Raw genomic sequence first — 24,894 nt, 5'->3', positions numbered from 1 at the left:
TGAGGCTTCATCACAAACAGCATGGCACGCTGGTTCAGCGTGCCATGCTGTTTCCGTCTTTACTCCGCTGCCTGTGGCAGCGCGTTGCCGGTGGTGTCCGGTCTGCCGCCGGCGAGTGTCTTCTGGCCCAGTCCGATGGTAACGACCACGGCTACGCCGGCCGCCACGGACAGCCAGAAGCCATTCTGGGCGCCGAAACTATCCACGACCCAGCCGGCCAGAAACGCGCCCAGGGCCATGCCGATGCCGATGCCGGTGGTCACCCAGGTGATGCCTTCCGTCAGCATCGATTCCGGCACCCGGCGTTCGATCAGACCAAAGGCCGTGATGAAGGTGGGCGAGATGGCGATGCCGCTGACAAAGACGGCGAGAGCCAGAAACGGAACTGTCCCGGCGATCAGCAGAGGCAAGGCAGTGATGGCTAGGACACTGACGGCGATCAGCAGCTGCTTTTGCAGCGGCGTGCGCAGGTTCAACGCGCCCAGCACAAGGCCAACGACGAAGGATCCGATCGCGTAGACGCCGATGACCAAGCTGGCGGCGCCCGGTTGGCCTAGCTCCTTGGTCATGGCAACGGTGGTGACCTCGGCGGTTGCAAACATCGAGCCGACGAAGATCAGCGCCAGTGTGATGATCTGCACGGACCGCAGGCGAATGGCGGATGTCCGCACCGTTCCGGCTACACCCGGACGCACGGCCGGTTCGGTCGAGCGTTGCAAGGCAAAGGCGGCAGTTCCAATAGCCAGGAAAACCGTTGAGATCAGCATGCCGGCCTCGGGAAACAGCGAGACAGCCAGCCCGACCGACAGCGAGGCGCCGGCGATGTAAACCAGCTCATCGGCTGCCGATTCAAAGGCGAAGGCGGTGTTCAGCTCGGGGCGGCCGCGAAAGATTTCGGTCCAGCGCGCCCGCAGCATGGCCGGCATGCTGGGCATGGCGGCGGCAAGAAGGGCTGCAGCGAACAGGGTCCATTCCGGCCAGCCCTGGTTGGCCGACAGGATGAGGAGGGCAAAGGCGATTACCGAGACAACCGTGCTCGGCACAATGACAGCTGTTTGCCCGAACCGGTCCACCAGGCGCGAGACCTGCGGTGCGACGAGCGCGTTGGTGAGCGCGAAGGTTGCCGAAACTGCGCCGGCGATCCAGTACTCGCCGCGTGTCTGCGACAGCATGGCGACAATGCCGATCGGCGCCATGGCAATTGGCAGGCGGGCGAAGAAACCGGCGGCGGAGAAGCCTTTGGCCCCCGGCACGCTGAATATTTCCTTGTAAGGGTTGGACATGGAATGCTCCTACAATCATCCTGACAGACCACTTACATACGTGGCGTATGAAATAACATGGTTGCGTACGCGTCGTATGTCAAATAAAATACGAGGCGTATGTAAAAATAAATACGCTGCGTATGTGAATCAGGAGCTTATCTCTATGAGGATAATCAGGCCTCGCCCGGAAATGATCGCCGAGACGCGCGCCAAACTGCTGGCCGCTGCCCGCCATGCCTTTGGCACGGTTGGATACGCGGAATCATCGATGGATGATTTCACTGCGGCGGCGGGGCTGACGCGGGGTGCGCTGTATCATCATTTCGGTGACAAGAAGGGATTGCTGCAGGCGGTCATCCGGGAAATCGACGCGGAGATGACGGAGCGTCTGCACGTGGTTTCGGCCGGTGCCCCGACGCGCTGGCAGGGTTTTGTCGATGAGTGTTCGACATATATCGAGATGGCGCTGGAGCCGGAAATCCAAAGGATCATGTTTCGCGACGGCCCGGCCGTACTGGGCGATATCTCGCAATGGCCAACCACGAACGGCTGTATCGCGGCGCTCAAGCAAAGTCTCAGCGAACTCAAGCAGGACGGCGTGATCATCGATGTCGATGAGGAAGTGACCGCGCGCCTGATCAATGGCGCCAGCAGCAATGCCGCCCTGTGGATCGCCAATTCCGACGACCCGCAGCAGACCTCCAGAAGGGCGGTTCAGGGGTTTCGCACCTTGCTGGACGGGTTGCGGGTAAAGTAGGCGCGGCGGCGCGCGCCTCAGCCCGTGACGAAGTAATAGACCGCCAGCAACAGGCCGACGGCGACGACCAGGCCGCGAATCAGCGCCTGCGGCACGCGGCGGGCGAGCCAGACGCCGGCATAACCGCCGAGCGCGCCGCCGGGGATCATGACGGCGGCCTGCAGCCAGCCGACGACATTGCCGCCGGCAAACACGACGATGGCTACGGCGGCGATGACCATGGCAAGAAAGTTCTTCAGCGCGTTCAGCCGGTGGTAATCGCCGCCCTTGGCGATACCGAGTACGGCCAGCATCATGATGCCCATGCCGGCGCCGAAGAAGCCACCATAGATGGCGGTGGCAAACTGGCCGATGAGACCAAGCGGCCCCATCGGCGCGTCGTCGCTAGCCGATTTCGGCCGCAATAGCGGGCCGGCGGCGAAAATAGCAGTCGCCGCAATCAGCAACCAGGGGACCATGGCCCGGAAGGACGGATTGGACAGCGACAGCAGGATCAATGCACCCGCGAGGCCCCCGATCAGCGAGAGTGCGCCGAGGATGGCCGCCTCACGGCGATCCGCCCAGATCTCCTTGCGATAGGCGAGCGCCGAGGTCACGTAGCCGGGAAACTGGACGATGGAGGAGGTGGCATTGGCAACGATCGGCGGCAGGCCCGCCAGCGTCATGGCACCGAAGGTCAGAAAGGTGCCGCCGCCGGCCACCGCATTGACGGCGCTCGACAGGAACCCTGCGACAAACAGCATGATGGCAGTGGATATGGACATGACGCTCCTCCAGCGGAAGAATCGGACATAGCCTGCAGGTTCACCGGCGGCAAGACGTGGAAATCATCGTCCCACGGCTTGCGGCAGGGAGAATTTTTGTCGTCCGGGGATGACAAACGCTGCTCTTTGGTGTATTCGCCCGACCGGTTCGGGAAAAATCCCGTCAGCCGAAAACAAAGAATGGTGAATTCGCTCCTGTTTCTCTTTACGAGAAACAAAACCTTGAGGCGCCTCATGCGAGGTCCGGTCCAACAGGTTCGATCGAGCGCTCTGGCTGTTGCAGAAGAACTTGAGAAGGTTAGACCCATGAACATCATCCAGCAGCTGGAAGCCGAACAGGCCGCCAAGATTGCCGCCAAGCGTACGCTTCCGGAATTTTCGGCAGGCGACACCCTCCGCGTCAACGTTCGCGTGACGGAAGGTACCCGTACCCGTATCCAGGCCTATGAAGGCGTTTGCATTGCCCGTTCCGGCGGTGGCATCAACGAAAGCTTCACGGTCCGCAAGATTTCCTACGGCGAAGGCGTCGAGCGCGTATTCCCGGTTTACTCGCCGATGGTCGAAGGCGTCGAGATCGTTCGCCGCGGTAAGGTCCGTCGCGCCAAGCTGTACTACCTGCGCGATCGTCGCGGCAAGTCGGCTCGTATCGTTGAAGACACCGGCGTTCGCGCCCGCAAGCTGAACGATGCCGAACGCGCCGCCGTTGCCGAAGAAAAGGCACGTCTGGAAGCTGAAAAGATCGCAGCAGCACAGGCGCTGGCCGCCGAAAAGGCAGCAGCTGAAGCCGCCGCAGCAGAAGCTGCCGCAGCCAAGGCCGCTGAAGAAGCCGCCGCTGCAGCCGCAGCCGCCGAGCCGGCAGCAGAATAAGTTTCAATCCCCAGGGATTGTTTTGAAAAGGCGGCCTTCGGGCCGCCTTTTTCTGTTTTGGGCAGGGGAATTCTTTGGGGGAAGAACACGTTGAACGATTATATCGAAACCAACCGCCTGAACTGGGACGACCGGGCGGGATTGCATGCGACCGACACGACGGGCAGCTACCGGATCGACCGGGTGATTGCCGGCGGCTCGTCGCTGCATGCGCTGGAAGCCGGCGAGATCGGCGATATTGCGGGCAAGGACGTCATCCATCTGCAATGCCATATCGGGCTGGATACGCTGAGCCTCAAGCATCTGGGCGCGCGCTCGGTCACCGGGCTCGATTTTTCCCCGGTTGCCATCACTGCTGCGCGGGATTTTGCCGAACGAGCTGGGACGGAGGCAACCTTCGTCGAGGCCTCTGTCTATGATGCGGCAGCGGCGCTGCAACACCGGACCTACGATATCGTTTTCGTCACCTGGGGTGCCATCCATTGGCTGCCGGATATTTTTGAATGGGCCAAAGTCGTTGCCAGCCTGCTGCGCCCGGGTGGCCGGCTCTACCTGCTCGACGGACATCCGCAGATGTACCAATACGAAGGTACCGGGAACGGCCGCCTGGCGCTCACCCATGGCTGGCGCACGCCGGTCGACGCACCGCTTCTGTTTGAGGAAACCCACACCTATACCGGCGACGAACGGCCGCTGACCCACCAGCGCATGTACGAATGGCTGCACCCGCTCAGCGATACCGTCAACGCGCTGTTGAAGGCCGGAATGACGCTCGATTTCCTCAACGAGCACGAGATCCTCGTCTGGCGGCATTATCCCGGCATGATCGAGACCGGCGAAGACCAGTTCGAACAGGCACCGGGACTGCCGCGCATTCCGCTGTCGTTCTCGATCGGGGCGACGAAGGTGAAATGATTGTTGATGAGTGAGGCGCGAGTCTAATGAAGCGTAATGGAAGCTAGTGGGTGACTCACGGGAGAAGGGGGAGGAGTGTGTGGATGAGTGAGGCGCGAGTCTAATGGAGCGTAATGGAAGCTAGTGGGTGACTCACGGGAGAAGGGGATGAGTGTGGTGAGATGAGTGAGGCGCGAGTCTAATGGAGCGTAATGGAAGCTAGTGGGTGACTCACGGGATAAGGGGGGATGAGTGTGGTGAGATGAGTGAGGCGCGAGTCGAAGGGACGCCGATGGATGACTGACTGGATAAGAGAGCGACAGCTAGCCATTAAAGCCAGCCCCTAGTAGGGCGTCACTCTTCGCTCGTGCTGCTCGAATTGCATTGATCCAAGCAGCAAACGAATTCGTAGGGAGCCTATAGAAACCCCTTCTGGCTTCGTCTTGAATAATAATCTGTTTTAGCTTTAGGGCTTGAAGCGCGTTGTTGACATTTGCCTCTGCAACGCCGGATTCTGCAATGATTTTTTTCCGAGTAACCCACTGATCTCCGTGTTCTGCCATGGCATCAAGTACGCGTCTATAATCTTCGGAGGAAATTCGTGCATGATACATTTCATTGAAAAACTTATCTCCGAGCTGACTAAGAGCTCCGCCTTCTTTAAAAGCGCTTTCGCCAACATCTTCTTCATCAATTTCATTATTCTTATCGTGCTCAAAAGCGCTATATGAAAATTGCTGAACGAAGTGTGGATAACCTTCAGAAAGTTCGGCTAAAAAATCGATCGCATCCTGCGTAATTGTCGTCTGAACCTGATTCTTTTCATTAGCCAACTTTATGCCAATGTTAACGACGCGCTTCCGCTCATCTAGTTCAAGCGGTTCGAGCAACAAGGTATGGAAAAGGCGGGGAGAAGATTCGTGGCTATCCCTGAGTCGACCAAGCAAAGTAGGTAGGCCGGCTAATCCAACAACTACGTTAAAACACTCAGCTCGATTCAGTCGCTCGGTAAGCATTTTAAGAAGTTCTCCGAGTCCAGCTTGAGCGCTAGGTCGGTCAGCCTCATCAATTAAAATCAAAAGTCCGTCTATCTCACCCGCCACGCCCCTGCAAAGCGCAGAGAGGCGGCCAACAAGCTCCTCACAAACTTCTTCCGAATCTGGTTCGCCATCTTCCTTGTGGTATCTTACTCCTAAGACTTCCCAATTAGTTAGCCAGTCCCAAAATCCGGCAGCGGCATTTTTTACGACATCGCGCTCTGAAAGGGCGGATTTTAGTCCTCGGCCAAGCTTGCGAACAATATCCATCTGCGTTTGGCAACCTCCCAAATCAATGGACGCAGTAATAAATCTAAATCTTCCAATGTTTGGAACATCAATTCTTCCATCGGCGATTAGCTTTATGTAATATAGCAATGAAGACTTACCTATACCTCTTTCACCTTGGACAAGAAAATGTTGAGGATTGCCGTTTTTTGCCTGAAAAAGACAGCGTTCTATGGCGTTTATTTCTTCCAATCTCCCGACAAACATTCCGGGAGTTATAATATTATTAGGGCGGAAAGGATTGTATTTTAGCATCGCCATTTATTGTTGCTCATTTAATTGTTCGCATTGCCGTATGCGAGCTGTGGGGGAAGAATACAGCTTCGAATTCAAATGGGAAGAAATCTATTAGAGGAGAAAAAAATGGCAATGGCACTTTGTTGAGCGTTTCCTTTCATTTTCCGATTAACTGTTGCCCTTGCCAGCCCGTTGGCTTCTGTGACACTTTCCGGTCGCCACAATTCAGGAGCCGCCCATGTTTTCCCGCCGCACCCTTCTCGCCGGCTTGACCGCCCTTGTTCTTGCCCCCTTGAGCGCCGCCGCCGCCGATCTGCCGGATCTCGGCGGGCGCAACGTCATTGTGGTCACCGAGAATGCCTATCCGCCGCTCCAGTTCGTCGATCCGAAGAGCGGCAAGGCGATCGGCTGGGAATATGACGCGATGGAAGAGATCGCCAAGCGGCTGAATTTCAAGCTGGAAATCCAGAACACCTCTTGGGATGCGATGATCCAGTCGGTGTCCGACGGCCAGTACGATATCGGCATGACCGGCATCACCATCAAGGATGAGCGCAAGGCGAAGGTGGATTTCTCCGATCCCTATATGCGCTCGCAGCAGTTCATGCTGGTGCGCGGCGACGAGACCCGCTTTGCCGACGCCAAGACGTTTGGCGCCTTTGCTGACGGTCTGGTCGGTGCGCAGCCGGGAACCTCGCCGTTCTACACAGCGGTCTACGAAATGCTCGACGGCAATGAGCAGAACCCGCGGGTCAAACTGTTCGAAACATTCGGCGCGACGGTGCAGGCGCTGAAGGCGGGCGATGTCGATGTCGTCCTGACCGACAGCGTTGCCGCAAAGGGCTATGTGGATTCGTCGGCCGGTGGCCTGAAGGTCGTCGGCGGGCCGCTCGGCACCGAGGATTTCGGCTTCATCTTCAAGAAGGGCTCGGACTTGGTCGCGCCGGTCAATGCCGCCATCGCGGCGCTGAAGGCGGACGGCACGCTCGACAAGCTGAACCAGAAATGGTTCGTCGATTACAAGATGGGCGAATGATCGCCGCCCGATGACGCCTGCGCACGATAATTCCCAGAAGGGCGACTATCCTTGGTGGCTGGTCGCCCTTGCCGTGACCGCCGTGGCGCTGGCCGCAGTGATCATCTCCAATGGTGTCTACCGCCAGGTCTTCAGCATCGTTTCGGCCGGCATCGGCATCACCATTTTCGTCACACTGGTCGGCTTCTTCTTCGCCACGGCCTTGGGGCTCGGCATTGCGCTGATGGCGCTGTCGGACCGGGCAGCGATGCGCCAGATCGCCCGGTTCTATACCGAGGTGATCCGTGGCATTCCGATCCTGGTTCTGTTGTTCTACATCGCCTTTGCCGGTGCTCCGGCGCTGGTGGTCGCGATCAATTTCATTCTGTCGCCGCTGATTTCGGCCGGCGCCATGGAGCCGATGGTGGTGCGCGACCTGTCGTTGATGTGGCGGGCGATCATTGCCCTCTCCATCGGCTATTCCGCCTTCATCGCCGAGGTCTTTCGCGCCGGCATCCTGTCGGTCGACAAGGGGCAGATCGAGGCGGCCAAGGCGCTCGGCCTGTCGCGCTATCAACGCTTCCGGTTGGTTGTCTTCCCGCAGGCGATCCGCGTCATCCTGCCGCCGCTCGGCAATGATTTCGTGGCGATGGTGAAGGATAGTTCCCTGGTCTCGGTGCTCGGCGTTGCCGATATCACCCAGGCGGGCAAGATCTATGCGTCGGGTTCGTTCCGGTTCTTCGAGACCTATTCGATCGTCGCCTATATCTACCTGATCTTGACGGTCGGGCTGTCGCTGGGTCTGCGGCGATTGGAGCAGAGGATGCGGCGAACATCCCGATAGCAATCATTGATATGCGCTCCAAACTCGTCTATAGGTTGAAGGTGACGTCAGTTGAGGGATCAATATGATTGCTTTAAAGTTTGCCGCAAAATGGCTCCTACTTTTAGTGCTTTCCGTTAAGATTCTTTCCGCGGCGCTCTTCCTTCCGGTTTACTTTCTGGCCAATGCGTTTGCGCTGAGCGGTGTGACTGCCTGGATTCTGTCTGTTTTAATCTTAATGTTTTCGATCAATTTGGCGTGGACGCTTTTCAGTCGTACATACTGGCAAAGGCGCACGCCCACAGAGGCATAAACGTCGCGCGCTAAATTCATCGAAGCAATGCTGACACGATGGCAATTGAAGAACCTTCAAAAAATTGCTATATCCCCGCTCATGGAATCCAAATTCGGATGTTTCGAGCAGAAAATCGTCGTGCTGCAGGACCACAAGCGTCTGCCGGCACGGTTTTTTGCGTGCGTTTCCGGCGCCCTTAGCAGCCGGCTTATCTGACCGTCGGGGCTTGACCCCGACCGGGCCGCCGGCGCTTTTTTGCCGGACTTTTTCCTGAACTTTTCTTCACAATGCCCGAACTTCAAATGGATGCACAGCCATGAGCGCACCGCGTACCCTCTACGACAAGATCTGGGACGACCATCTGGTCGATCAACAGGATGACGGAACCTGTCTTCTCTATATCGATCGCCATCTCGTTCACGAAGTGACGAGCCCGCAGGCGTTCGAAGGCCTTCGCTTGACGAACCGTCAGGTCCGGGCTCCGCAGAAGACCCTTGCCGTCGTCGATCACAATGTGCCGACCTCTCCGGATCGCCATCTCGGCATCAAGAACGAGGAAAGCCGCATCCAGGTCGAGGCGCTCGCCCAGAACGCTGCCGATTTCGGCGTCGAATATTATTCCGCCAGCGATATCCGCCAGGGCATCGTCCATATCGTCGGACCGGAACAGGGCTTCACCCTGCCGGGCATGACCATCGTCTGTGGCGACAGCCACACCTCGACCCATGGTGCTTTCGGGGCTTTGGCGCATGGCATCGGCACGTCCGAGGTCGAGCACGTGCTCGCCACCCAGACGCTGATCCAGAAGAAGGCCAAGAACATGCTGGTGCGTGTCGATGGTGTCCTGCCGGAGCATGTCACCGCCAAGGACATCATCCTGGCCATCATCGGCGAGATCGGCACCGCCGGCGGTACCGGTAGTGTCATCGAATTTGCCGGCGAAGCCATCCGCGCGCTGTCGATGGAAGGCCGCATGACCGTCTGCAACATGACCATCGAAGGCGGCGCCCGCGCCGGCCTGATCGCGCCGGACGAAAAGACCTTCGAGTATATCAAGGGCAAGCCGCGCGCGCCGAAGGGCGAAGACCTGGAAAAGGCGATCGCCTACTGGAAGACGCTGCAGACCGATGAAGGCGCGCATTATGACCGCGTCGTCGTCCTCAATGCCGCCGACCTGCCGCCGATCGTCTCCTGGGGCTCCTCGCCGGAAGACGTCATCTCGGTTCAAGGTATCGTGCCGAACCCGGACGAAATTGCCGACGAGAACAAACGCACCTCCAAATGGCGCGCGCTCGACTATATGGGCCTGAAGCCGGGCACGAAGATCACCGATATCAATATCGACCGCGTCTTCATCGGTTCCTGCACCAATGGCCGCATCGAGGACCTGCGCGAAGTCGCCAAGGTCGTGGAAGGCCGCACCGTGGCTTCGACGGTTTCGGCGATGATCGTTCCGGGTTCCGGCCTCGTCAAGGAACAGGCGGAAGCCGAAGGCCTCGACGTGATCTTCAAGGCGGCCGGTTTCGACTGGCGCGAGCCGGGCTGTTCGATGTGCCTTGCCATGAACGACGACCGCCTGAAGCCAGGCGAACGCTGCGCCTCGACCTCCAACCGCAACTTCGAGGGCCGCCAGGGTTTTAAAGGCCGCACGCATCTCGTTTCGCCGGCGATGGCCGCTGCGGCAGCAGTCTCCGGACATTTCGTCGATATCCGCGATTGGAAGTAGGCTTCGGCGGGGACCTCGTGGCCCCGGCGTCCTTGCGACCCGATCTCAGATCCAGCTAAGGCGGAAGCAGTGCTTCCGCCTTTTCGTTTGGGCGCGTATACTCGGTGGGGGGCGTCGCGGTTTGGGAGTTTCATCATGACCGGTGCGGACAAAGTCTTTGCTGGCGGCATGCCGGCGATCTACGAGAAACTTTTCGTGCCGATGATCTTCGAGCCGTATGCGCGGGAGATGGCGCAGCGGATTGCGGCGTTGGCCCCGCGCGACGTGCTCGAGGTCGCTGCTGGCACGGGGGTGTTGACCCGCGCCATGGCGTCCGGGCTCGGCGCCGAAACACGGATCGTCGCCACGGATCTCAACCAGCCGATGCTCGACCTGGCGATAGCCAATCAGGGCGTGGACGACCGCATCATCTGGAAGCAGGCGGACGGTCTGGCATTGCCATTCGAGGACCAGTCCTTCGACATCGTCGCTTGCCAGTTCGGCGTGATGTTCTTCCCCGACAAGATCGCCGGCTACCGCGAAGCCCGGCGTGTTTTGAAGCCTACCGGGCTCTATCTCTTCAATGTCTGGGATTCCATCCAGAACAACGCGTTCGTCATGACTGCCGCGCGAACGCTGACGGATATGTTTCCGGACGATCCGCCGCGTTTCATGGAGCGGACGCCGCACGGATACCACGACCTTCCGGCGATCACGGCGGATGTGCGGGCCGCCGGATTCTCGTCGGTGAAGACCGAGACGGTCGACTGTGTCAGCCGCGCCAGATCCGCGCTCGATGCGGCGACGGCCTATTGTCAAGGCAATCCGCTTGCCGTCGAGATCGAGACGCGTGCACCCGGAAAACTGCAGGATGTGACCGAAACCGTCGCCGGTGCGCTGCGGCGGCAGTTCGGTGACGGAGCCATTGAAGGCCCCATCCGCGCGCATATCATTACAGCACTGCCGTAACCAGTCTGCTTCTTCGTGATGTGGAAATTCGCCCAGACCTTAACGCACCACCCTGACCACCGTCCCCCGCCGCATGAAGCGCAGCAGCCGCTTCATCGACGGCAGGCTGACTGCGACGCAACCCTCTGTCGGCAGATATCCAGGCTTGGCAAGGTGGAAGAAGATCGCCGAGCCGCCGTAGCGCTTCCGGCTGCGCAGGTTCCAGTCCATCACCAGGCAGACGTCGTAAAGCCCGTCTTCACGCCGCATCTTTTCGTGGCTGGGCGTGAACGGCGCGCCCACGGGGCGGTTATAGAGTGCATGGCGGGGCTCGTCGCACCAGAGCAGCTTTTCCGGCGTGAAGCGTAGCGGCAAGGCGGTTGGCGGTCGGATAATGCGGTCGTGGCGGACATAGCCGCCAATGAGGCGCATGGCGGCGATGGGGGTGGCGCCATCGCCTTCGCGCTTGCGCGCGGTGATGCCGCTGCGGCCGATGGCGGCTTCCTCGGTACGTCCGGCAAAACTCACCAGTGCGCGGCTGCGGTTGCCGGGCTTTGCCCTGACGGTGATGGTGCGGGCGGGAACGGCAACCTTGCGGGATTTCAATCGCATTTTGCTCACAGTTTTTTGCGTTGTCCGTGATTTGAAACATAACCATAGCATTGCACGATATGTAACAACCGGGTGAGTGCTGCGGAGCTTGTCTAAGGCAGCAATTGCGTTAGTTTAAGACCGCAAGCAAGGAGAGAATACCATGTCGGCCCGCACCATTCTTCTCGTCGATGACGACAACGACCTGCGTGAAACACTGGTGGAGCAGCTTGCTCTCTATGAGGAGTTCACCATTCTGCAGGAGGCGACGGCCGCCAAGGGCATCAACACCGCCCGCAACAACCAGATAGCCTTGCTGGTTATGGATGTCGGCCTGCCGGACATGGATGGCCGCGAGGCGGTCAAGCTCCTGCGCAAGGGCGGCTTCAAGCCGCCGATCATCATGCTGACCGGGCATGACACGGATTCGGATACGATCCTCGGGCTCGAGGCCGGCGCCAACGACTATGTCACCAAGCCCTTTCGTTTTGCGGTATTGCTTGCCCGCATCCGGGCGCAGCTGCGCCAGCACGAACAGAGCGAGGACGCCACCTTCACCGTCGGCCCCTACACGTTCAAGCCGGGCCAGAAGCTCTTGACGCTGGAAAACGGCCAAAAGATCCGGCTGACCGAAAAGGAAGCAGCAATCATCCGCTACCTCTACCGCGCCGACCAGAAGGTCGTGACCCGCGACGTGCTGCTTGAGGAGGTCTGGGGCTATAATTCCGGCGTCACCACCCATACGCTGGAGACTCATGTCTACCGGCTGCGCCAGAAAATCGAACGCGACCCTTCCAATGCGGAGATTTTGGTGACAGAGAATGGCGGCTACAAGATCGTTCCCTAACCGCATCATGCCCGCTTAGAGGTATCCCTTTGTCGCTGAATGACGATATCGCCCTTCTGTCCCTCGTGCCGCTGTTTGCGGATATAGATGACGACAAATTGCGGCTGATCGCCTTCGGGGCCGAGCGGCGCCGGTTGAACAGGGGCCAGCAGCTGTTTCGCGAGGGCGCGCCAGCCGATTGCGCCTTTGCCATTGCCAGCGGCTCCGTCACGCTGACGCGCCACCTCGTCGATGGCAGCGTCGAACGGGTTGACACCGTCGGGCGCGGAACGCTTCTGTCCGAATTGGCGATGATTTCCTTCGTCGAGCGCAAGTTTACCGCGACGGCCGAGGAAGACAGTGAAGTCATCCGCATCAACCGGCCGCTGTTTCGCCGCATGCTGGAGGAATATCCGGAAGTCGCCGTCGTCGTCGAAGGCCGGATCAAGGCCAACCTGCAGGCGATGATCAGCGCGATGCAGAGACTGGCGCCGAAATTCGGGTAGCTGCTGCCATTCTTTTCTTTCTCCAAAAGGACCGTTCATGTCTTCAACGTCTGTTCTAAAGGCTGGAGATATCGTGCTGCGGCCCGCAACAGAGGCCGACATCGACGCCCGCCTTGCGTTCGGCAACGATGCTGATATCGCTGAAATGTACGGGAAGAACAGGTCCGATATCCCCCAATTGACCCGCGAGGGTGTCCAGGATTGGGTTGACTGGCTGATGTCACACCCTCATGCCTGGATCATCGAAAAAAATGGATCGCCGATCGGCGAGATACGGCTCGACAACTTGAACAAGGCCGATCGCCGCACCTTGCTGGCTCTTGGTATTTTCGATCCCTCGAGGCTTGGGCAGGGCATCGGTCCAGTGGCGATCGCAATGGTTCTCGCCCATGCCTTTCGGACCCTCAACTTGCATCGTGTCAGCCTACGGGTGCTCGCCTACAACAGCCGTGCCATCCGGGCCTACGAGAAATGCGGTTTTCGGGTGGAGGGGCGCGAACGTGAGACGGCATTCGTCAACGATATCTGGCACGATGACCTGATGATGGGAATTCTGTGTCATGAGTTTGTCGATCCTTTCAGCCTGAAAAGCGGACCCGATTGAATAGCGCGCCTCGGGTTCGAAAGCAGAAGCTTGCGCCGAAATTCGGGTAACCTCCCGGCCCTAATCATCGCTCGCGAAAGATATCCCGCATGATCTACCTTCTCCGGCATGGGGAAACCGTATGGAACACGCTCGGGCGTTTCCAGGGACAGAAGGATTCGCCGCTGACGCAACGCGGCATTCTTCAGGTGGATCAGATGGCCGCGCGGCTGGCGCAGGAAATCGGCGGCAGCGGCACTTCCTTCGACATTGACGTCAGTCCGCTCGGCCGGGCGCTGGAGACAGCCGCGCGCGTCACGCTTGCTGTTCCGTTTACCGCTCGGGAGGACGTGCGACTGAAGGAAGTGACCACCGGTTGCTGGGATGGCATGACGCTCTACGAGATAGATGTCGAATATCCTGGCGCGCTTGAAGGGTCAGACGCGTTCGACTGGTACTTCCGCTCTCCGGATGGCGAGACATTCGACAGCGCCTGCGCTCGCGTCGAGAGGTGGCTCTCCGGGATATCCACGCCAGTGATCGCCGTTTCGCACGGGCTGACGGGACGGTTGATCAGGGGCATCTATCTCGGCCTGTCCCGCCGGGAAATGCTGGAATTGCCGGTGCCGCAGGATGGATTTTACCGCCTCGTGCATGGACAGGTGACGCTGATCGAATAGGTTACCCGAAGAAAAGCCAGCGCTTGCGCCGAAACCTATCGACGTTTCCTTTCGGAGACAGTGTGTTTCGACGACAGGGGGTCTGCGGCTGGCCTTCGGTCTTTGCTGTGGCGTGCTTCTTCCCCATCTATGCTGCAACACATCGCCATCATCGGGATAGAAAACAATGAAGAAAATCGGCTTCCTTTCTTTCGGACACTGGACACCTTCGCCGCAATCGGGGACCCGGTCGGCCGGAGACGCGCTGCTACAATCGATCGATCTGGCCGTTGCCGCCGAAGAGCTCGGCGCCGACGGCGCCTATTTCCGCGTCCACCACTTTGCCCGGCAACTCGCCGCTCCCTTTCCGCTTCTGGCCGCCATCGGCGCCCGTACCAAGAAGATCGAGATCGGCACGGCGGTTATCGACATGCGCTACGAGAACCCGCTCTACATGGCCGAGGATGCCGGTAGCGCCGATCTCATCTCGAATGGACGCTTGCAGCTTGGCATCAGCCGCGGCTCGCCCGAACAGGTGATCGATGGCTGGCGCTATTTCGGTTATGAGCCGCAGGACGGCATGAGCGATGCGGACATGGCGCGCAAGCACACCGAAGTCTTGCTCGAAACGTTGAAAGGCCAGGGCTTTGCCCAGCCGAACCCGCGTCCGATGTTTCCCAATCCGCCGGGCCTGTTGCGGCTTGAGCCGCATTCGGAAGGCTTGCGCGAGCGCATATGGTGGGGTGCGAGCTCCAATGCAACGGCCATCTGGGCAGCCAAGCTCGGCATGAACCTGCAGAGCTCGACGCTGAAGAACGACGAAACCGGTGAGCCCTTCCACGTCCAGCAGGCGGCGCAGATCCGGCTCTACCGGGAGGCCTGGAAGGAAGCCGGCCATGCGCGCACGCCACGTGTGTCCGTCAGCCGCAGCATCTTTCCGCTCGTCGATGACCGTGACCACGCCTATTTCGGCGGCGGCAGCAAGGAAAGTGACTCGATCGGCTATATCGACGACCAGACACGGGCGATCTTTGGCCGCTCCTATGCGGCTGAGCCTGACGTCCTCATCCGGCAACTGGCCGAAGACGAGGCGATTGCCGAGGCCGATACCCTGCTTCTGACCGTCCCGAACCAGCTGGGCGTGGACCACAACGCCCACGTTATCGAAGCGGTCCTGAAGCATGTGGCGCCGGCGCTCGGCTGGCGGTAGGATCGATTATCGCCCTAAAGATCGAAATGGGCGATGACGGGGACGTGGTCTGAGGGGCGTTCCCAACCGCGCGCTTCTTTGAGGATTTCGACCCGGGTAAGGTGCGGCGAGAGGTCGGCGGACGACCATATATGGTCGAGACGGCGGCCCTTGTTGGCACCTTCCCAATCCTTGGCGCGGTAGCTCCACCAAGTGTAGAGCTTTTCCGGCGACGGTTTGTGCTGGCGCATCAGGTCGACCCAGGCGCCACCGTTCAGCACGGCCGTCAGGCCTTCGGTCTCTATCGGCGTGTGGCTGACGATCCTCAGGAGCTGCTTGTGCGACCAGACGTCGTGTTCCAGCGGCGCGATGTTGAGATCGCCGACCAGCACCGATGAAATGCCGGCCTCGCTTTCGGCATGGAGCATTTTCATCTCGTCGATGAAATCGAGCTTATGGCCGAACTTCTGGTTGATCGTTCGGTCCGGCTCGTCGCCGCCGGCGGGCACATAGAAATTGTGCAGGCGGATTTTCTTGCCGGATTTTTCAAAGACGACCGAGAGATGGCGGGCATCGCCGACGCCACAATAGTCGCGCCGGTCACTCAACTCATGCAGCGGCAGGCGGGAGATGGTGGCGACGCCGTGATAACCCTTTTGGCCATGGATGGCGATATGCTCGTAACCCAGCGCCTTCAGCGGCGAAAACGGGAAGAGATCGTTGGCAACCTTGGTTTCCTGCAGGCAGAGAATATCCGGCGCCCAGGTCTTCAAGAGATGCTCGACCAGCGGCATGCGCAGGCGCACCGAGTTGATGTTCCAGGTGGCGATCGACAATGCCATGCAAGGGGTCCTTCGTGAGAATGCGACGTGGAAACGGACGCAGCCCGCGTTCGTCAAGGGGGCTTTCAGGTCGGCTTTACACGTGGACCAGGGCCCATGTTGACAGCCGCTGATGGTGATATCTATTGCCGCTGAGGTTTTCAACCGCCGCGATTCCCCGACAAGACAAGGTGTCCCATGATCCGCCAGCTTGGCCCCGACGATATGCAGGTGTTTCGCCAAATCCGGCTCGAAGCCTTACGCAACGAGCCGGCGAATTTTGCCAGCAGCGGATTGGGAGGCTTTGCCGGATGCCGAATGGACACGGCGGCTGACCGTCAATGCCGTCTTTGTCGATTTTCATGAGGGCGAGCCGGTCGCCATCATGGGCCTGATGCCGCAGACTTGCCAGCAAGATGGCGCATCGCGGCACCGTCATCATGGTCTATGTACGCAAGGACAGGCGCGGCGGCGGGCATGCGAAGGCAATTCTCGATATGCTGGTCGCTCATGCCCTGCAAGCCGGTATCCGGCAGCTGGAGCTTGCCGTCAGCGCTGAAAACCCGGCGGCGATCCGCTTTTACCAGCGCGAGGGGTTTACGCAGGCGGGCCGTATTCCTGGCGGCACGATCCATGAAGGGAGGGAGATCGACGAGATCCTGATGACGCGCCGCATCGATGGCGGCGCGGTGGCTCAGTGACCCGCAGCGGCGTTCAATCTGCCGCTGGTAGCCTTACTTGCCGCGATTGTTGATATCATCGTAAGGGATCTGGAAGACCTTGTCGTCCATCGGCACGCCGTTCTTGACGTTGAAGATCATCACCGAGGTGTCCTTCTTCTGGGCGTCGGTGATCGTCCACTGGCGCAGGTCGTAGGTCTTCGGGTCGAACATCAGGGTGATCGTCGCATCGCCAAACACGGTGCGGTCGCCCAGCACGATGGTGGTGAGATCGGCCTCTTCCTTGACGTCGCGCACCATCTTGCCGGTCAGGTCGATATTGTCGGACAAGAGCAGCTTCAGCGGCGTCTTCGACAACGGATAGATATCCCAGGTCTTCATTTTCTGATTGCCGATGACGACGGACTTGCCGTCGGCGATCACCCGCATCGGCGATGGCGCCTCATAGTTGAAGCGGATCTTGCCGGGGCGGCTGATGAAGAACTTGCCGCCGGTCTGTTCGCCGCGCGGGCCGAACTGCACAAACTCCCCGCTCATGGTTTTGACGGAGGCGAAATGATCGGCGATTTTCTGGGCAATGGCGGTCTGCGCCCGGGCAGGCTCAACGGGCAGACCGATGAAGGTCAGGGCAGCGAAAACAGCCAGACCGCCGACGAAGGCACGGCGCGACAGGGACGGAAATTTCATGTCCTGTTCAAAATGGCCGGTTTCGGTGTCTGTCATCGTTATCTCCTTCATTTCCAGTCTCATGTGGAGCGCAAGTGCGGCGCCTTCAAGGCCTGTCCTGCGCCCGTCTTCAATTCCCCCGTGAAGGCGTCCGGGCTATGTGCGCCCGGGATTCCCGAGCGTGCCTTAACCGGCTTTCTCAAAGGGTTACCTGCCGGTAATGTCGCTTTCGGTCGGCACCAGGATTTCGCGTTTGCCGGCATGGTTGGCAGCGCCGATGATGCCTTCCTGCTCCATGCGCTCGATCAGCGAGGCGGCGCGGTTGTAGCCGATGCCGAGGCGGCGCTGGACATAGGATGTCGATGCCTTGCCGTCGCGCAGCACGATGGCAACCGCCTGGTCGTAGGGATCGTCGGATTCGGCAAGGTTGGATGTGCCGGCCGGACCGCTGCCGCCTTCGTCGTCCTCGTCGTCATCTTCGGTGATGGCATCGAGATATTGCGGCGAGCCCTGGGTTTTCAGATATTTGACGACATCCTCGACCTCGGTGTCCGAGACGAACGGGCCGTGCACACGCTGGATACGGCCACCGCCGGCCATGTAGAGCATGTCGCCCATGCCAAGCAGCTGTTCGGCGCCCTGTTCACCCAAAATGGTGCGGCTGTCGATCTTCGAGGTGACCTGGAAGGAAATGCGGGTCGGGAAGTTGGCCTTGATGGTGCCGGTGATGACGTCGACGGACGGACGCTGCGTTGCCATGATCACGTGGATGCCGGCCGCACGGGCCATCTGGGCCAGACGCTGGACGGCCCCTTCGATGTCCTTGCCGGCCACCATCATCAGGTCGGCCATTTCGTCGATGATGACGACGATATAGGGCATCGGCTGCAGGTCGAACTCTTCCGTCTCATAGACGGCCTCGCCGGTCTGGCGGTCGAATCCGGTCTGGACGGTGCGGCTGATCTGCTCGCCCTTGGCCATCGCCTGTTCGACGCGCGAATTGAAGCCGTCGATGTTGCGCACGCCGATCTTCGACATCTTCTTGTAGCGCTCTTCCATCTCGCGCACGGTCCATTTCAGTGCGACGACGGCCTTCTTCGGATCGGTGACGACGGGCGAGAGCAGGTGCGGAATGCCGTCATAGACGGAGAGCTCGAGCATTTTCGGGTCGATCATGATCAACCGGCACTGCTCCGGCTTCAGCCGGTAGAGGATCGACAGGATCATGGTATTGATGGCGACCGATTTACCCGAACCAGTGGTACCGGCGACCAGCAGATGCGGCATCTTGGCGATATCGACGATGACCGGTTCGCCGCCGATCGTCTTGCCCAGCGCCATGGCAAGACGGGTCTTGCTGGTCTCGAAATCCCTCGATCCGATCAGTTCGCGCAGATAGACGGTTTCGCGGCGCTGGTTGGGCAGTTCGATGCCGATGGCGTTGCGGCCGGGCACGACGGCGACGCGGGCGGCGATCGCCGACATCGAGCGGGCGATATCGTCGGCCAGGCCGATGACGCGCGACGACTTGATGCCCGGCGCGGGCTCCAGTTCGTACATGGTGACCACCGGGCCCGGGCGGACATGAATGATCTCGCCCTTGACACCAAAGTCCTCCAGCACGCCTTCCAGCATGCGGGCATTCTGTTCGAGTGCATCGGCAGACAGCGTCGCGTCACGGGCGACGTTTTTCGGTTCGGCGAGGAAATGCAGCGGCGGCAGGGTAAAATCGTCATCGTCGGACACCAGCGACGTCTGCGCTTCGCGTTCGATGCGCTGGCCGGTCTTCGGACGGGGTGCTGGGGGGACAACGCGTGCCGTGGCCGACGGCGTTGCCTGCTTGCGCGGTGCTGGGACCGGCGCCCAGTCGGCGGCCGGGTCGATATCGTCGTCCTCGTCACCACCGGGCAGAATGTCAGCGGATGCACGGCGGTTGTCGATAGCGGGGAAATCGTCGTCCTCGTCGTCCATCGACATTGATGGCGCGGTGACGGTGCGGCGCTCGCTGCGGTCCAGCGACGGCTCGACCCGCTCGGAGCGGGTAACGGCTTTCGGGCGTGAGGGTTCGTTCAGCGTGCCGAATTCATCCCCGTTGAAATCATAGGGTTCGTCATAATCGCGCACTGCCTGCTTACGGCGGCCGCTGAGGCCAAACAGACGGCGGATACGGGCCTGGGCGGTGAAGCGCATATGGGTGAGTGCACCAGCCATCACCATGATGATACCCTCGGATTCGTCGTCTTCGGATTCGTCGCTGACGGTGCGGGCCTTGCTGGGTGCCGGTACAGGCACGTCGTTCTCGTCCTCAGGGTCGGATACGCCGATGAGGCCGGCGCTGTAGATCAGGAAATAGGCGGCGGGAAGCGTGAATAGGACGGCGAGCACGGTGCCGAATGTGCCGCTCGGATAGGTGCCGGTGAACAGGGCTGGAAAGCGCAGGATCATGTCGCCGAACACGCCGCCAAGGCCGTTCGGCAGCGGCCAGGTGACGGGAGCAGGGATGCAGCTCAGCGCAGCCGAGGCGAGCACGGACCCGAAGAACCAGGCACCGGCGCGCTTGACGATATGATCGAAGGGTTTGCCGATGATCAGCACCAAGCCCCAGGCGACGACGGGAAGGAGCGCCACGACACTGGCAATGCCGAAGAACTGCATGAAGATATCGGCGAAGGCGGCACCGGTGTAGCCCAGCAGGTTGGTCGGGGCATCGGCGGTCGCGTAGGAGAAGCTGGGATCGGCGACGTTCCAGCTCGACAATGCGGCAATGGCGAAACCGAGAGCGACGAATACCGCAAACCCCGCAAGAGCGGCGATCTGTTTCCAGACGAATGTGGAAAGCACAAACCGGTTGGAACGGTTGTCGTATACCGCCTGATTGCTTCTGCTCATGATGACCTGCTGCCTGTTATTCCCGAAAAACGCCATGCGCGCATGCGTCGAAGGTAAACAGAGGAGAGTTAAAGCCCTATTAACCTTGACGCTTCGTTTACGCGAAACGGACCTGCAAGGGCAGTTTTCCCCATTGAAAGCGCTTTTGTGGCAGTCAAAGCGATGCGTGAGGGCAAAAAAAGACCCGGACGAATCCGGGTCAAAAGCGGTTCCGCACGAGACGAAACCGCGACGGGACTGGATGCGGAGCCGGTTTTCCGGCTCCGCAAGTTCCTTATGAGTGGTAGGCGGCTTCGCCGTGCGAGGAAAGGTCGAGACCTTCGCGTTCGGCTTCGACGGGCACACGCAGACCGACGATGACATCGACGATCTTGTAGAGGATTGCGGAACCGATGCCGCACCACAGGATGGTGATGATGACGGCAGTTGCCTGGGTGGCGAGCTGGCCGCCCATGGTAACGCCTTCGGCATAACCGATACCGCCGAGCGAGGCGCTGGCGAAGATGCCGGTTGCCAGAGCGCCGAAGATACCACCGATGCAGTGGACGCCGAACACGTCAGCCGTGTCGTCGTAGCCGAACTTGTTCTTCACCACGGAGACGAAGAAATAGCACAGCGGCGAAACGATCAGGCCGAGAGCGATCGCACCCATCGGGCCGACTATGCCGGCTGCAGGCGTGACGGCAACAAGGCCGGCAACCATGCCGGATGCGCCGCCGAGCATGGAAGCCTTGCCGCGGGTGAAGGTTTCAACCAGCGACCAGGAAACGATGGCAGCAGCGGTTGCGATGAAGGTGTTGACGGTTGCGAGCATCGCGCCGCCCGAAGCTTCAAGGTTGGAACCGGCGTTGAAGCCGAACCAGCCGACCCAGAGCATCGAAGCGCCGACCATGGTGAGCGTCATGGAATGCGGAGCCATCATGTCCTTGCCGAAGCCGGTGCGTTTGCCGACCATCAGGGCGCCAACGATACCTGCGACACCGGCATTGATGTGGACGACCGTGCCGCCGGCAAAGTCAAGCGCGCCCATCTTGAAGAGCAGGCCGTTCGCATCCCAAACCATGTGAGCGACCGGGAAGTAGACGAAGGTAACCCAAAGCGCGCAGAACAGTATGACTGCCGAGAATTTGACGCGTTCGGCAAAGGCGCCGACGATCAGGGCAGGCGTGATGGCTGCGAAGGTCATCTGGAAGATCATGAAGATATATTCCGGAATGACGACGCCGGCCGAGAAGGTGGCCGCGGTCGAATCCTTGGTAACGCCCAAGAGGAAGAGCTTGGCCGTGCCGCCCCAGTAAGGACTGTCGGAGCCGCCGAAGGCGAAGGAATAGCCGTAGACGACCCAGATCAGCATGACGACGGCGCCGATGACCGTGCACTGCATCAGGACCGAGAGCATGTTCTTGGCGCGCACCAGGCCGCCGTAAAACAGGGCAAGACCGGGGACGAGCATGAACAGCACGAGGATGCTTGAGATGAACATGAAGGCGGTATCGCCCTTGTCCGGCACCGGTGCTGCAGCGACCGCTTCGACGGCCGCCGGCGCTGTTTCCTGCGCAAACGCGATGGCCGGGGCGAGGAGGGCTGCTGCCGCAGCGCCCACGCGTCCGAGAGAGGTAGAAAGTTTAAATGAAGACATTGACATGTAGCTCCCTGAACGGCCGTGACTTACAGCGCTTCTGTGTCGGTTTCGCCGGTACGAATGCGCACCGCATGGTCAATCGAGTAGACGAAGATCTTGCCGTCGCCGATCTGGCCGGTCTTGGCTGCCGCAGCGATCGCTTCGACGGTTTTATCGACGATCTCCGTGGCAACGGCGATTTCGATCTTCAGTTTCGGCAGGAAGCTCACGGCGTATTCGGTGCCGCGGTAGATTTCCGTATGTCCCTTCTGACGTCCGTAACCCTTCACTTCGGTCACGGTCAGGCCTTGGATGCCAACGGCAGTGAGGGCTTCGCGAACCTCATCGAGCTTGAACGGCTTGATAATGGCCATCACAATTTTCATCTGGTTTTCCATCCTTGTTCATCTTCGGCTCGGGGCCGTCTCTCCTTGCCGCCGAGCAAAAATCCCCAACGACCGCCCAGTGCTATTCAAGGGGCGTGCCAGTTTCGGAGTGGATGGGTAAGTCTATGAAAAGACACGGAAATGACATATTCCGTGGAGGCGGAGCCGCGAAATGTCAAAAATCCATCAAATTAAACGATGAAAAATTAATCACTTTATAAAAATCGGCGCTTTTTTATTCAGATGCCTTTTTCCGGATCAGGCCTTCCTGGGCCACAGAGGCGATCAGTGTACCGGAGCGATCAAAAAGGCTGCCACGCGTCATCCCGCGTGCACCGAAGGCGCTGGGGCTGTCCTGCGTGTAGAGCAGCCAGTCGTCCATCCGGCAGGGGCGGTGGAACCACATGGCATGATCGAGGCTCGCCACCTGCAGGTCGCGGTCGAAAACCGAGGTGCCGTGGGCATAGAGCGCCGTGTCGAGCAGGGTCATGTCGGAGATGTAAGCGAGCACCGCCGCCTGGATGTGTCGCTCGTCCGGAACGGCACCGACGGCCTTGACCCAGACGTCCTGCGACGGCTCCAGCTTGTCGCGCGAAAAATAGTGTTTCAGCGAAACCGGTCGGATTTCGATCGGCCGGGGGCGTTCCCAATAGCGGCGAATGGCTTCCGGCGCATTGACCAGAAACGTATCCTTGATGTCCTGCTCGCCCATCAGCGTTTCGGGGGCTGCGACATCCGGCATGCTGATCTGGTGGTCAAACCCTTCCTCGTCGAACTGGAAGGAAGCCGACAGCGAAAAGATCGCCTTGCCGTGCTGGATGGCAACGACACGGCGGGTGGCAAAGCTTGCGCCGTCGCGGATGCGGTCGACATCGTAGATGATCGGCACGGCGGGATCGCCCGGCCGCATGAAATAGGCGTGTAGCGAATGCACATACCGGCCTTCGCTGACAGTGCGCTGGGCTGCCACCAGTGCCTGGCCGATGACCTGTCCGCCGAACACGCGCTGCCAGCCGACCTGCGGTGAGCGGCCGCGAAACAGGTTCTCCTCAAGCTTCTCCAGATCCAGCGTCTGCAGCAGGACATCCATTGGGGAAGGGTTTTCGGCGGGGCGCGGCATTTCGGCAATTTCCTAAGGTCGAGCGCTCACGCGGTAGGAACGAGCGCATCAATGATCTATATAGGCCATAAGCAATGCTCAAGAGCGACGGGAGAATGAGAGATGATCGATGTGCTGATTGCGGGCGGTGGTTATGTCGGGCTGTCGCTTGCGGTGTCCATCAAGAAGGCCGCGCCGCACCTTGCCGTGAGCCTGATCGACGGCGCTCCGGACGATGCCTGGAAAAAGGACGAGCGGGCCTCGGCGATCATTGCCGCCGCCGCGCAGATGCTCGACGTGCTCGGCATCTGGAGCGAGATCGAGCCGGAAGCCGAGCCGATCAAGCGCATGGTCATCACCGATTCAAAGACCGCCGATCCGGTGCGCCCGGTGTTTTTGACCTTCGAGGATGAAAAGGTCGAGGGCCGGCCGTTTGCGCATATGGTGCCCAATGTCGCGCTGGTCGGCGCGCTGCGCAAGGCAGCGCAGGCGCTAGGCGTCGAGATCCGGCAATCGACGGCCGCCGCCGGTTTCAACAGCGGCGATCATTCTGTTTCCGTCGCTTTGGCCAATGGCCAGGCAATCGAGGCACGGCTGCTGATCGCCTGCGATGGCGTGCGCTCGAAACTGCGCGATGCCGCCGGCATCAAGACCGTCGATTTCGATTATGGTCAGTCCGGGATCGTTACCACCGTCGAGCATGAGCGGCCGCATGACGGCACGGCGGAAGAACATTTTCTGCCTGCCGGCCCGTTTGCAACGCTGCCGCTGAAGAACAACCGCTCCTCGCTGGTCTGGACGGAGCGGACGCGGGATGCCGACCGGTTGATCGCCAGCGACGATCTGGTGTTCGAGGAAGAATTGGAGCGCCGCTTCGGCCACAAGCTCGGCACGCTGAAGGTTGTCGGCGGGCGCCGCGCCTTTCCGCTGGGGCTGACGCTGGCGCGCGATTTCATCGCGCCGCGTTTCGCGCTGGCCGGCGATGCCGCCCACGGCATCCACCCGATTTCCGGCCAGGGCCTCAATCTCGGCTTCAAGGATGTGGCGGCGCTCGCCGAAACCATCGTCGATGCCGATCGCCTCGGTCTCGATATCGGCTCGCTCGCCGTGCTCGAGCGCTACCAGAGCTGGCGCCGCTTCGACACGTTCCGTATGGGCGTGACCACCGATGTGCTGAACCGGCTGTTTTCCAACGATGTCACGCCGGTCCGGGCACTGCGCGATTTCGGGCTGGGCCTCGTCGATCGCATGCCCTCGGTGAAATCGTTCTTCATTCGCCAGGCGTCGGGGTTAGGTGGGCAAAGCGAGCCGAAAATGCTGGGCGGGCAGGCGATCTGAGCGGAGGTCATATTTCGTTTCGGAAATGTCTGAATGCGCGGAAGCTTCCCCTTCTATCACCTTTGGTGACATCTCCCCCACAAGGAGGGAGATTTTTCTTTTCCCATATTGATCCAGAGCCAGCGGTGATCTCCCCCTTGTGGGG

23 protein-coding genes and 1 pseudogene are annotated in these 24,894 nt (G+C 60.1%); 14 read left to right on the top strand and 10 right to left on the bottom strand.

Annotated features, from left to right (window positions below; genetic code table 11):
- Positions 1-59: 59 nt before the first annotated feature.
- Positions 60-1,283 carry an MFS transporter gene (locus tag ACP7BS_RS26275; protein WP_426240433.1) on the bottom strand — a complete coding sequence of 408 codons (1,224 nt, stop codon included), beginning with the start codon at positions 1,281-1,283 and terminating at the stop codon, positions 60-62.
- A gap of 151 nt (positions 1,284-1,434) precedes the next feature.
- On the opposite strand from ACP7BS_RS26275, the gene ACP7BS_RS26270 reads away from it, so the two are divergent.
- Positions 1,435-2,022, top strand: a complete 588-nt coding sequence (locus ACP7BS_RS26270; RefSeq protein WP_426231489.1) for a TetR/AcrR family transcriptional regulator — start codon at positions 1,435-1,437, stop codon at positions 2,020-2,022.
- A gap of 17 nt (positions 2,023-2,039) precedes the next feature.
- Here ACP7BS_RS26270 and ACP7BS_RS26265 read toward each other — a convergent pair whose 3' ends face one another.
- Positions 2,040-2,786 carry a sulfite exporter TauE/SafE family protein gene (locus ACP7BS_RS26265; RefSeq protein WP_426240432.1) on the bottom strand — a complete coding sequence of 249 codons (747 nt, stop codon included), beginning with the start codon at positions 2,784-2,786 and terminating at the stop codon, positions 2,040-2,042.
- A 306-nt stretch (positions 2,787-3,092) separates the two neighbouring features.
- Between ACP7BS_RS26265 and rplS the strand changes: the two genes are divergently transcribed.
- Positions 3,093-3,653, top strand: coding sequence for a 50S ribosomal protein L19 (gene rplS / locus ACP7BS_RS26260; RefSeq protein ID WP_426231237.1), 561 nt, complete (start codon positions 3,093-3,095; stop codon positions 3,651-3,653).
- A gap of 90 nt (positions 3,654-3,743) precedes the next feature.
- Entirely contained in the window at positions 3,744-4,568 is an 825-nt protein-coding gene (locus ACP7BS_RS26255) for a class I SAM-dependent methyltransferase (RefSeq protein ID WP_426240431.1), read from the top strand.
- Positions 4,569-4,870: 302 nt separating this feature from the next.
- On the opposite strand, the gene ACP7BS_RS26250 is transcribed toward ACP7BS_RS26255, so the two are convergent.
- Positions 4,871-6,133, bottom strand: coding sequence for an AAA family ATPase (locus ACP7BS_RS26250; protein ID WP_426240430.1), 1,263 nt, complete (start codon positions 6,131-6,133; stop codon positions 4,871-4,873).
- Between the two features lie 214 nt (positions 6,134-6,347).
- Between ACP7BS_RS26250 and ACP7BS_RS26245 the strand changes: the two genes are divergently transcribed.
- From ACP7BS_RS26245 to ACP7BS_RS26230, 4 genes are all read left to right on the top strand, one after another.
- A complete protein-coding gene (locus ACP7BS_RS26245; RefSeq protein ID WP_426240429.1) occupies positions 6,348-7,145 on the top strand; it encodes a transporter substrate-binding domain-containing protein in 798 nt (265 codons plus the stop codon).
- Positions 7,146-7,155: 10 nt separating this feature from the next.
- Positions 7,156-7,968: an amino acid ABC transporter permease gene (locus tag ACP7BS_RS26240; protein ID WP_426240428.1), complete on the top strand. Its 813-nt coding sequence runs from the start codon at positions 7,156-7,158 to the stop codon at positions 7,966-7,968.
- 590 nt (positions 7,969-8,558) lie between these two features.
- Entirely contained in the window at positions 8,559-9,968 is a 1,410-nt protein-coding gene (gene leuC, locus ACP7BS_RS26235) for a 3-isopropylmalate dehydratase large subunit (RefSeq protein ID WP_426240427.1), read from the top strand.
- A 135-nt stretch (positions 9,969-10,103) separates the two neighbouring features.
- Complete coding sequence (locus tag ACP7BS_RS26230) at positions 10,104-10,916, top strand: class I SAM-dependent methyltransferase (protein ID WP_426240426.1); 813 nt, start codon at positions 10,104-10,106, stop codon at positions 10,914-10,916.
- 39 nt (positions 10,917-10,955) lie between these two features.
- Here ACP7BS_RS26230 and ACP7BS_RS26225 read toward each other — a convergent pair whose 3' ends face one another.
- Positions 10,956-11,507, bottom strand: a complete 552-nt coding sequence (locus ACP7BS_RS26225) for a L,D-transpeptidase family protein (protein ID WP_426240425.1) — start codon at positions 11,505-11,507, stop codon at positions 10,956-10,958.
- Positions 11,508-11,649: 142 nt separating this feature from the next.
- Between ACP7BS_RS26225 and ACP7BS_RS26220 the strand changes: the two genes are divergently transcribed.
- The 5 genes from ACP7BS_RS26220 (at position 11,650) to ACP7BS_RS26200 (ending at position 15,270) form a co-directional block, all read left to right on the top strand.
- Positions 11,650-12,333: a response regulator transcription factor gene (locus tag ACP7BS_RS26220; protein ID WP_426231230.1), complete on the top strand. Its 684-nt coding sequence runs from the start codon at positions 11,650-11,652 to the stop codon at positions 12,331-12,333.
- Between the two features lie 29 nt (positions 12,334-12,362).
- Positions 12,363-12,818 (top strand): cyclic nucleotide-binding domain-containing protein, encoded by a 456-nt coding sequence (locus ACP7BS_RS26215; RefSeq protein ID WP_426240424.1) that lies wholly within the window; start codon positions 12,363-12,365, stop codon positions 12,816-12,818.
- 73 nt (positions 12,819-12,891) lie between these two features.
- On the top strand, positions 12,892-13,422 hold the full coding sequence (locus tag ACP7BS_RS26210) for a GNAT family N-acetyltransferase (RefSeq protein WP_426240423.1): 531 nt from the start codon (positions 12,892-12,894) through the stop codon (positions 13,420-13,422).
- A gap of 89 nt (positions 13,423-13,511) precedes the next feature.
- Entirely contained in the window at positions 13,512-14,081 is a 570-nt protein-coding gene (locus ACP7BS_RS26205; RefSeq protein WP_426240422.1) for a histidine phosphatase family protein, read from the top strand.
- A gap of 166 nt (positions 14,082-14,247) precedes the next feature.
- Positions 14,248-15,270, top strand: a complete 1,023-nt coding sequence (locus ACP7BS_RS26200; protein ID WP_426240421.1) for an LLM class flavin-dependent oxidoreductase — start codon at positions 14,248-14,250, stop codon at positions 15,268-15,270.
- A 14-nt stretch (positions 15,271-15,284) separates the two neighbouring features.
- Here ACP7BS_RS26200 and ACP7BS_RS26195 read toward each other — a convergent pair whose 3' ends face one another.
- The gene (locus ACP7BS_RS26195) at positions 15,285-16,091 is read right to left on the bottom strand and encodes an exodeoxyribonuclease III (protein WP_426240420.1); all 807 of its coding nucleotides are present in this window, start codon (positions 16,089-16,091) and stop codon (positions 15,285-15,287) included.
- A gap of 177 nt (positions 16,092-16,268) precedes the next feature.
- Here ACP7BS_RS26195 and ACP7BS_RS26190 point away from each other — a divergent pair.
- Positions 16,269-16,771 (top strand): annotated as a pseudogene (locus tag ACP7BS_RS26190) (GNAT family N-acetyltransferase).
- Between the two features lie 33 nt (positions 16,772-16,804).
- On the opposite strand, the gene ACP7BS_RS26185 reads toward ACP7BS_RS26190, so the two are convergent.
- The 5 genes from ACP7BS_RS26185 to tesB all read right to left on the bottom strand — a co-directional run bounded on the left by ACP7BS_RS26185 (position 16,805) and on the right by tesB (position 23,432).
- A complete protein-coding gene (locus tag ACP7BS_RS26185; RefSeq protein WP_426231225.1) occupies positions 16,805-17,473 on the bottom strand; it encodes an outer membrane lipoprotein carrier protein LolA in 669 nt (222 codons plus the stop codon).
- 150 nt (positions 17,474-17,623) lie between these two features.
- Entirely contained in the window at positions 17,624-20,305 is a 2,682-nt protein-coding gene (locus ACP7BS_RS26180) for a DNA translocase FtsK (protein WP_426240418.1), read from the bottom strand.
- 274 nt (positions 20,306-20,579) lie between these two features.
- Complete coding sequence (locus ACP7BS_RS26175; RefSeq protein ID WP_426240417.1) at positions 20,580-21,944, bottom strand: ammonium transporter; 1,365 nt, start codon at positions 21,942-21,944, stop codon at positions 20,580-20,582.
- Between the two features lie 29 nt (positions 21,945-21,973).
- Positions 21,974-22,324, bottom strand: a complete 351-nt coding sequence (locus ACP7BS_RS26170) for a P-II family nitrogen regulator (RefSeq protein ID WP_426240416.1) — start codon at positions 22,322-22,324, stop codon at positions 21,974-21,976.
- Positions 22,325-22,547: 223 nt separating this feature from the next.
- Positions 22,548-23,432 carry an acyl-CoA thioesterase II gene (gene tesB, locus ACP7BS_RS26165; RefSeq protein ID WP_426240415.1) on the bottom strand — a complete coding sequence of 295 codons (885 nt, stop codon included), beginning with the start codon at positions 23,430-23,432 and terminating at the stop codon, positions 22,548-22,550.
- 102 nt (positions 23,433-23,534) lie between these two features.
- On the opposite strand from tesB, the gene ACP7BS_RS26160 reads away from it, so the two are divergent.
- Positions 23,535-24,749, top strand: a complete 1,215-nt coding sequence (locus ACP7BS_RS26160) for a ubiquinone biosynthesis hydroxylase (RefSeq protein ID WP_426240414.1) — start codon at positions 23,535-23,537, stop codon at positions 24,747-24,749.
- Positions 24,750-24,894 lie beyond the last annotated feature (145 nt).

This window comes from Pararhizobium sp. DWP1-1-3 (assembly GCF_049896125.1).
Classification (GTDB): Bacteria; Pseudomonadota; Alphaproteobacteria; order Rhizobiales; family Rhizobiaceae; genus Pararhizobium.
Note: the sequence above shows the minus strand (reverse complement) of the source record. Positions and strands in the feature narration are given on the sequence as shown.

Excerpts from the sequence above, each read along its gene's own strand:
- ACP7BS_RS26275 (WP_426240433.1), bottom strand. The coding sequence starts at position 1,283 with ATGTCCAACCCTTACAAGGAAATATTCAGCGTGCCGGGGGCCAAAGGC.
- ACP7BS_RS26265 (WP_426240432.1), bottom strand. The coding sequence starts at position 2,786 with ATGTCCATATCCACTGCCATCATGCTGTTTGTCGCAGGGTTCCTGTCG.
- rplS (WP_426231237.1), top strand. The coding sequence starts at position 3,093 with ATGAACATCATCCAGCAGCTGGAAGCCGAACAGGCCGCCAAGATTGCC.
- ACP7BS_RS26250 (WP_426240430.1), bottom strand. The coding sequence starts at position 6,133 with ATGGCGATGCTAAAATACAATCCTTTCCGCCCTAATAATATTATAACT.
- ACP7BS_RS26245 (WP_426240429.1), top strand. The coding sequence starts at position 6,348 with ATGTTTTCCCGCCGCACCCTTCTCGCCGGCTTGACCGCCCTTGTTCTT.
- ACP7BS_RS26240 (WP_426240428.1), top strand. The coding sequence starts at position 7,156 with ATGACGCCTGCGCACGATAATTCCCAGAAGGGCGACTATCCTTGGTGG.
- leuC (WP_426240427.1), top strand. The coding sequence starts at position 8,559 with ATGAGCGCACCGCGTACCCTCTACGACAAGATCTGGGACGACCATCTG.
- ACP7BS_RS26230 (WP_426240426.1), top strand. The coding sequence starts at position 10,104 with ATGACCGGTGCGGACAAAGTCTTTGCTGGCGGCATGCCGGCGATCTAC.
- ACP7BS_RS26225 (WP_426240425.1), bottom strand. The coding sequence starts at position 11,507 with ATGCGATTGAAATCCCGCAAGGTTGCCGTTCCCGCCCGCACCATCACC.
- ACP7BS_RS26220 (WP_426231230.1), top strand. The coding sequence starts at position 11,650 with ATGTCGGCCCGCACCATTCTTCTCGTCGATGACGACAACGACCTGCGT.
- ACP7BS_RS26205 (WP_426240422.1), top strand. The coding sequence starts at position 13,512 with ATGATCTACCTTCTCCGGCATGGGGAAACCGTATGGAACACGCTCGGG.
- ACP7BS_RS26200 (WP_426240421.1), top strand. The coding sequence starts at position 14,248 with ATGAAGAAAATCGGCTTCCTTTCTTTCGGACACTGGACACCTTCGCCG.
- ACP7BS_RS26195 (WP_426240420.1), bottom strand. The coding sequence starts at position 16,091 with ATGGCATTGTCGATCGCCACCTGGAACATCAACTCGGTGCGCCTGCGC.
- ACP7BS_RS26185 (WP_426231225.1), bottom strand. The coding sequence starts at position 17,473 with ATGACAGACACCGAAACCGGCCATTTTGAACAGGACATGAAATTTCCG.
- ACP7BS_RS26180 (WP_426240418.1), bottom strand. The coding sequence starts at position 20,305 with ATGAGCAGAAGCAATCAGGCGGTATACGACAACCGTTCCAACCGGTTT.
- ACP7BS_RS26175 (WP_426240417.1), bottom strand. The coding sequence starts at position 21,944 with ATGTCTTCATTTAAACTTTCTACCTCTCTCGGACGCGTGGGCGCTGCG.
- ACP7BS_RS26170 (WP_426240416.1), bottom strand. The coding sequence starts at position 22,324 with ATGGAAAACCAGATGAAAATTGTGATGGCCATTATCAAGCCGTTCAAG.
- tesB (WP_426240415.1), bottom strand. The coding sequence starts at position 23,432 with ATGCCGCGCCCCGCCGAAAACCCTTCCCCAATGGATGTCCTGCTGCAG.
- ACP7BS_RS26160 (WP_426240414.1), top strand. The coding sequence starts at position 23,535 with ATGATCGATGTGCTGATTGCGGGCGGTGGTTATGTCGGGCTGTCGCTT.